The 6,857-nt window shown below is 62.5% G+C and carries 6 protein-coding genes and 1 pseudogene; 4 read left to right on the top strand and 3 right to left on the bottom strand.

What is annotated here, in order from left to right:
* On the bottom strand, nt 1–1,419 hold a 1,419-nt coding region (locus tag VMJ11_RS23495; RefSeq protein ID WP_325622267.1), incomplete at its 3' end, for an FAD-dependent oxidoreductase.
* Between the two features lie 467 nt (nt 1,420–1,886).
* Here VMJ11_RS23495 and VMJ11_RS23490 point away from each other — a divergent pair.
* The 4 genes from VMJ11_RS23490 to VMJ11_RS23475 all read left to right on the top strand — a co-directional run bounded on the left by VMJ11_RS23490 (nt 1,887) and on the right by VMJ11_RS23475 (nt 4,816).
* Complete coding sequence (locus VMJ11_RS23490; protein ID WP_244221179.1) at nt 1,887–2,198, top strand: hypothetical protein; 312 nt, start codon at nt 1,887–1,889, stop codon at nt 2,196–2,198.
* A gap of 98 nt (nt 2,199–2,296) precedes the next feature.
* Nucleotides 2,297–3,736, top strand: a complete 1,440-nt coding sequence (locus VMJ11_RS23485) for a DDE-type integrase/transposase/recombinase (protein ID WP_325622265.1) — start codon at nt 2,297–2,299, stop codon at nt 3,734–3,736.
* Nucleotides 3,733–4,590 carry an ExeA family protein gene (locus VMJ11_RS23480; protein WP_028232377.1) on the top strand — a complete coding sequence of 286 codons (858 nt, stop codon included), beginning with the start codon at nt 3,733–3,735 and terminating at the stop codon, nt 4,588–4,590. Before VMJ11_RS23485 ends, VMJ11_RS23480 begins: the two co-directional genes overlap by 4 nt.
* Nucleotide 4,591: 1 nt before the next feature.
* Complete coding sequence (locus VMJ11_RS23475) at nt 4,592–4,816, top strand: hypothetical protein (RefSeq protein ID WP_325622264.1); 225 nt, start codon at nt 4,592–4,594, stop codon at nt 4,814–4,816.
* Nucleotides 4,817–5,104: 288 nt separating this feature from the next.
* On the opposite strand, the gene VMJ11_RS23470 is transcribed toward VMJ11_RS23475, so the two are convergent.
* Together VMJ11_RS23470 and VMJ11_RS23465 are read right to left on the bottom strand one after the other, a co-directional pair.
* Nucleotides 5,105–6,139: a methyl-accepting chemotaxis protein gene (locus VMJ11_RS23470; RefSeq protein WP_325622262.1), complete on the bottom strand. Its 1,035-nt coding sequence runs from the start codon at nt 6,137–6,139 to the stop codon at nt 5,105–5,107.
* Nucleotides 6,140–6,580: 441 nt separating this feature from the next.
* A pseudogene (locus VMJ11_RS23465) lies at nt 6,581–6,857 on the bottom strand (methyl-accepting chemotaxis protein); the annotation flags it as partial.

Raw genomic sequence — 6,857 nt, 5'->3', positions numbered from 1 at the left:
CCGGACATCCAGGCGTGCGCTACCGTTGTCGAGCGGGGTTGTGAGCACGGCCGACGTGAGTCCACCGTCGTCTCCCTCCAGCCACTCGATTTCGGTGCGGGGGTGAGTCACCACGTTAGCGAGCCCGGCAATGCGGTCGATCAGGTAGCGAGACATAGTCGTCTCGAAGTTGTCTTTCCGGATGAGCACATGAACACGCGCCGCATGCGACGCGAGATAGACGATTGCTTGTCCGGCAGAATTGCCACCACCGACGACAGCCACATCGGCGCCCACGCACATGCGCGCTTCGATCGGTGAAGCCCAGTAGTAGACGCCCCGTCCTTCGAATTCATCGAGGCCCGCGATGGCAGGGCGCCGGTAGATCGCGCCACTGGCGATGACGATCGTGCGCGCCCGTACAGCTGTCCCGCCGCGCGTTTCGAGGGAGTACGGCCGTTCGGCGCAATGGAGCGCTGTGGCCTGCACCGGAATGGCGATGTGTGCGCCGAACTTGATTGCCTGCGTATAGGCGCGTCCCGCTAGCGCCTGGCCCGTGACGCCAGTCGGGAATCCCAGATAGTTTTCGATTTTGGCGCTAGCGCCGGCCTGCCCTCCGGGCGCACTGCACTCTAGCACCAGCACGGACAATCCTTCCGATGCGGCATAGACGGCCGCCGCCAGCCCTGCGGGGCCTGCCCCGACGATCGCGACGTCATAGACGCAGGAAGTGTCGAGATCACTCAGAAAGCCAAGTGCAGCGGCAAGTTGCGCATCTGTCGGTGCGCGCAGGATAGTGCCATTAGGACATATGGCAACCGGTAGCTCGTCTGTCGTCATGCCAAACTGGTCGACAATCACGTGCGCTTCGCGGTCGGTATCCATCTCAAGCACGCTGTACGGATGCGCATTGCGCGTGAGAAAACCACGCAATTCGCGCAGTCGTTGGTTCTGGCTATGACCGATCAGTACCGGCCCCATCCCTATTTCCATTGCCCTTATGCGTCTGAGGATGAGGGCATGAAGGATGCGCTCGCCAAGCTCAGGTACGGCGTTGATAAGCGTACGTACCTGCTCGGGGCGCATCTCGATCGCGTCGACAGGTTCGATCGCGACCGCATCGACAAGCGCCAGATGCCGTCCGCTCAGTTGACCAATTTCGCCGGTGAAATTTCCGGCATGCAGTTCAGCGACGGGATGTGATCCCCTCAGTCGATCGCCAGACATCATGCTCACTGCGCCACTGACGATGACAAACATATTTACATCGGATCGCCCGGCTTTGATCATCATTTCGCCGGCTGCCCAATGGCGCAGTATCCCGAAGCATCGCAGGCGCGAGATTTCGTGCGCAGTGAGGCGGGGAAACAAATGCTCTGGATGGGTTAGAAAGGAAGACGGTGCGTCGCCGCCGCCTGAGTCCTCGGGATCGCGAGTCATGATGCGGATCCAATAGGGTAGACCCTCATCGAAGCCATTGGATGGTTACGCCATTGCTGAGCATGAGCGCGTTGGTTGATGGGAATTCGGGGTGTTTTGGGCGTCCAGCGTGATGTAGAGAGGGGGATCTCCCTCAGGCATCTTGCACAAACGATGCCCAAGGGAGAGTCTCACGTCTGCCAAGAACAGAGACTCCCCCAGTGTGCCACGTGAGAGCCAACGCCCCCAATTTTTATCGCCTGTTGCTACGTATTGATCAGGACTACGCCGACCAGACCCGGGAACAGGGTTGCCGCTGCGGCGGCGTACTGCATAGCGCCCGTTACCCACGCAAGCCGCGCGGTATTTCATGCGAAGCCCGCTGCCACTGCGATTTCCGCCACAGCTTCTGCTGCGCTGGCTGTCGCCGCCGTACCACGCCTTTCTCCGTGCGCTTTCTTGGCCGGCGCGTCTACGTCGGCGCAATCATGGTCACCGTCAGCGCCACCCGGGCTAGCGCGGGTTCGGCTGCGGCAATGCGCCAGCTCGACGCCCTTGGCGTGCCGCCCGCGACGATCGCCAGATGGCGCAAGTGGTGGACCACGGACTTCGTCAGCACACCATTCTGGACGCTCGGACAGGCGGCGTTCATGCCGCCCATCGATACCGGGCTGGCACCGGTGAGCCTGCTCGAACGCTTTGTCGCGACGCGACCTCCCGAGCCGCTGCTGTGCCTGCTGCTGTGGCTTGCTCCACTCACCAGCGCAAGCGCCATGGGCGCCGTGAGTGAGGGACGGTAGCCGCCCGCAGAACTTCTCGCTCGCCCCCCTCGGAACGCGCCTGTAGTCTCGCCTCTGCCTTGAATCGCGGTGCGATGCGCCGCATCCCTGGAGAGAGCATGACTGAACTTCACGATTTACCCTTGCGGGATCGTTGGGCGCGGCTGCGCTTTGCGATCGTGGGCCCCTTGCTTGCCGCACCACCTGAACCCGGCGAGTTGCGCGAACTCATCACCGTGCTGGCCACCAAACGCTGGCGTCATCCGGTGACCGGCGACGATGTCCAGTTCGGCCGCTCGACCATCGAGCGATGGTTCTACAAGGCCCGCAAGGCCGCCCACGACCCGGTGGACACCCTTCGCAACCGCCAACGTCCTTCTGGCGCCGGCGCACTCCTGTCGCCCGCAGCGGTACAGTCGATCCGCGCGCAATATCGCCAGCACCCAGGCTGGACATGCCAGCTCCACTACGACAACCTTAAGGTCATACTCGGCGAGGTGGGCGTACCGTCCTATACGACACTGCGCCGTTACCTGCGCGCCCAGGGGATGTATCGCGAACGCAAGCCGCGTCATACGAGCACCGGAGCGATGCTCGCCCGCGATCGTCTCGAGAAGCTCGAGGTACGCAGCTTCGAGGTCGAGCACGTCAATGCGCTCTGGCATCTCGATTTCCACCACGGCTCGCGTAAGCTGCTCATGCACGACGGCCAGTGGATTACGCCGATGCTGCTGTGCGTGCTTGACGACCGCTCGCGCATCGTCTGCCATGCGCAGTGGTTTCTCGACGAGACCGCGCGCAGTCTGATCCATGGACTGTGCCAGGCGTTCCAGCGGCGCAGCCTCCCACGCGCGCTGATGACCGACAACGGCGCTGCAATGCTTGCGGAGGAAACGACCGCTGGACTGCACACGCTTGGCGTGCTGCACCAGACGACCCTCCCATACTCCCCATACCAGAACGCCAAGCAGGAGACGTTCTGGGCCCGCATCGAAGGCCGCGTGATGGCCATGCTTGAGGGCGAACCCAATCTTACGCTCGAACTGCTCAATCAGGCCACGCACGCATGGATCGAGCGCGAGTATCACCACGCGCATCATTCCGAGATCGGCGCCACGCCGCTCAAGCGCTATCTCGCCGGCCCCGATGTTGGCCGCGAATGCCCGTCGAGTGACGCACTGCGCGCTGCATTCCGCATCGACGTGACGCGCACCCAGCGGCGCTCGGATGGCACCGTGAGTCTGGACGGTACGCGCTTCGAGATCCCCTCGGCTTACCGGCACCTGCAGCGCGTGCGTCTGCGCTACGCGCGCTGGGACCTGAGCCGCGTCGATCTCGTCGACGCCGACAGTGACGCTGTACTGTGTGCGCTGAGGCCCCTGGACAAGGCCGCCAACGCCGATGGTCGACGCCGCCGTCTCGACGCGATCGACGTCGTCGAGCCGATTCCGGACAGTACACCCGGCATCGCGCCGCTGTTGCGCCAGTTGCTCGCCGAGCACGCCGCAACGGGCCTGCCGCCGGCCTGGATTCCCGCCGACTGGCAGGAGAGCGCATGAGCCAGCGTCTGCAAGCCCTCTATGGCCTGAAGTGGAACCCGTTCTCCCCGGAGCTTCCCCTCGAAGCGTTGTACGTCTCTCCGCGCGTGGAGAACTTCTGCTGGCGCATCGAGAACGCGCTCGTGCGCGAAGGCGGCTTCGCGATGATCCACGGCGAGCCCGGCACGGGCAAGAGCGTCGTCATGCGCGTGCTGGCCGAGAAGCTCGAACGCCTGACCGACCTGATGGTCGTCTCGATCAATCACCCGCAAAGCAGTCTCGCTGACTTCTATCGCGAGATGGGCGACATTTTCAATCTGGAACTCAAGGCGCACAACCGCTGGGGCGGCTTCCGGTCGCTGCGCGATCGGTGGCTATCGCACCTGCAGAGCACGCGCCGGCGACCGATCCTTCTGATTGACGAAGCCCAGGAGATGAGCGCCGGCGTGCTCAACGAACTGCGGCTCATGGCCAGTGCCCGGTTCGATTCGCAACCGCTATTGTGCGTGGTGCTTGCTGGCGACACGCGCCTGACCGACAAGCTCAGGCGCGACGAACTGTTGCCACTGGGCAGCCGTATCCGCTCGCGCCTGGCGACCGAGAAGGCTTCGACCGATGACCTGCTGGCCTGTCTCGAGCATCTGCTCAGCAGCGCCGGCGCCCCGCAGTTGATGACGCCGCCGCTGCGCCACACGCTGTGCGAACACGCGCTAGGCAACTTCCGCGTGCTCACCACGCTCGCCAACGAACTGCTCACCACCGCCGCTCACCGTGAAATGCCCGAACTTGACGAGAAGCTGTACTTCGATGTCTTTGCCCCTTCAACGTCGTCCGCGCGTCGTGCACCGGCGCGTCAGCCCAATGGAGCCCGATAGCATGTCCCGTAAAACATTACCTCGCGAGGACGCCGCCCATAGGCGCCTGCCGCTGCCCGAACTCACCGATGAAGCTGCCTACATGATGCAGTTCTTCCTCGAGGACTTCTATCTGTGGTTCAGCTGTGCTTACGGTGCCCAGATCCGGCGCTATCACCAGCCGTGGTACGACGGACCCAGACAGCCACCGTACCAGGGCACAGAGTCTCTGGACGATCCGTTTTAAAACAGCACGGGGGCATCGCCCCCGTTTTACTTCGTCCCTCGAACATCATTTATCTCGATCATCGGCCCATCATTTATCGTGCTCACGCTCACCATTGCCGCAGAGAATTTCACAGCCACTCGCCAGGTGCGGGAGTGCACTCCGTATGGCTTCGATTCTACGAAAAACGAAGCAGGCGAAGTGAGTTTCTTTTCGCCACGACGGTGGGATCCATTGACGCATTGAATTACTTAAGGATTTCGAAAGTCGTGTCATACGAACGCAGCGTCCATACGAGGGGCGCCGATCTTACGCGGGCTTCTGGCAGATCACGCCATACCAGCCTAATCCGCGATAGGTCTCGTAGCCTGGCGTCGCGGCGAACGAGACAATCGTTCCGTCTGCTGCCCGATAAAAGCCCGTCTGCCTGCCGTCGGTCTGCAGGCGGAAACGTTCGGTCAGGAGTCCTTGCCCGTCAGAGGCGGCGATCACGCGAAACGCGGAATCGACGATCATGCAGCGCGTGCGTGTCCATTCTTCTTCGCTCAAGCGTACACCCTTGACAACAGCGCCAGCTTGCGGCGCCCAGTCGAAGAAAATAACGAGCACGCCCAGCACGCGGCCGTTCGCGCGGCCGCCCCCGCGGATCGCGGTGGAGTAGGTCACCACCTGCGAATGGTGCATCTGCGCGAGAGCTTCGACGTCACATGCGACATACTCCGCGCCCGAGCTGGTTTTCATCGCGGACTTGAACCAGTCCGCTCCCGCCACGTTCTGCCCGCGCACGGAATAGAGGCCTGGCCGACCGTTCGTGACGACGAAGCCGTGTGCGTCGACTACCCAGATATCGCGGTAGACCGTATAGCTGTCGAGGATCACCGAAAGGCGTTCGCCGGCATGCTTCGCCGAAGATGCGTCGTCGCTGGCGAGACAATCCACGACGGCCGAGTCGGTTGCCCACCAGCGCACGTCGCACGAGCGTTCATAGAGGTTGCGGTCGATGACGTCAATCATGTTGAGCGCGAGATCGGCACAGCGCTGGCCGTCGTGGGAGCGCAGGCGCTCCATCATGCTGTCGCCGAGCTGGGTAAGAGTGGACAGCGAGCCGGCGAGATCCTTGTTCAGATCCGTGGTGATTTCCGAAATGCGCCTGGAGACATGTTTGACCTGGTTCGCGACGACCGCGAAGCCTTTGCCGGCGTTGCCCGCGCGCGCTGCTTCGATGAGTGCATTCAGTGCGAGAAACGTGGTCTCGCGATTGATGTCGTTGATGTCGCTGATCTTGCTCTTTGCAAGGCGCCTGACTTCATGCGTGAGGTCGACGATAGCCTGTGGATTCGACATGTGGTGGTTCCATGAGTGTGAGATTTTTTCTCCCGGTTACGCAAACTTTGGGCCTGTTTGCGTTGGTACATTGCATGCCGGGTGCAAACGTTATTTCCACGGCCATGGGGCAGCTGGTCTGCGGAGCGGCACGGATTTGGGCGTCCGTAAGCACTGGCTCTGGGCATGGCAATTCTCCCGCTACGATCTGCGTTTTCGCTCACGATTCCGCGTTCGTTCCTGCCACGAGAATGGGAGCGGCGTTGCTTGGGCAGCAACCGCGTCAGGCGCAGACGTCGCCGCGCTGAAGTCGGTGCCCGGCCGCGGTAGCGCAAGCTGCTCATGTGTGCCGGAACTCCGGCGCCTTTGTGACAAGTGCCGAGCGCCGCGCTGCAGGGCAGGGTGATCCTGCAAGGTGCTGTTGCGCACCGGAACTGTGCCGCGCTGCGCCGCCGCGCAGGGCTAGCTTGCGATTTTGAACAATGCAATCGCGTCCCGAAGTTCGCGTGCCTGCTCATTCAGCGAAAGAGCCGCGGCGGCGGTCTCGTCGACCAGGGCCGCGTTTTCTTGCGTTGCTCTGTCCATCTGGTTGACGGCGGCATGAATCTCCTCAATTCCCGCCGTTTGTTCGTCGGATGCGGTGGATATTTCCGCTACAACCACGGCGACCTGCTCGGCTGCCCGCTTCACACGCTGGACCGTGGAAGTGACTGAATCCGCTTGCAGCGTGCCCTTCCCG

The sequence above is a fragment of the Paraburkholderia sp. genome (assembly GCF_035501035.1).
GTDB lineage: Bacteria > Pseudomonadota > Gammaproteobacteria > Burkholderiales > Burkholderiaceae > Paraburkholderia.
The sequence above is the reverse complement of the archived record's forward strand: the minus strand, read 5'-3'. Positions and strand labels throughout refer to the sequence as shown.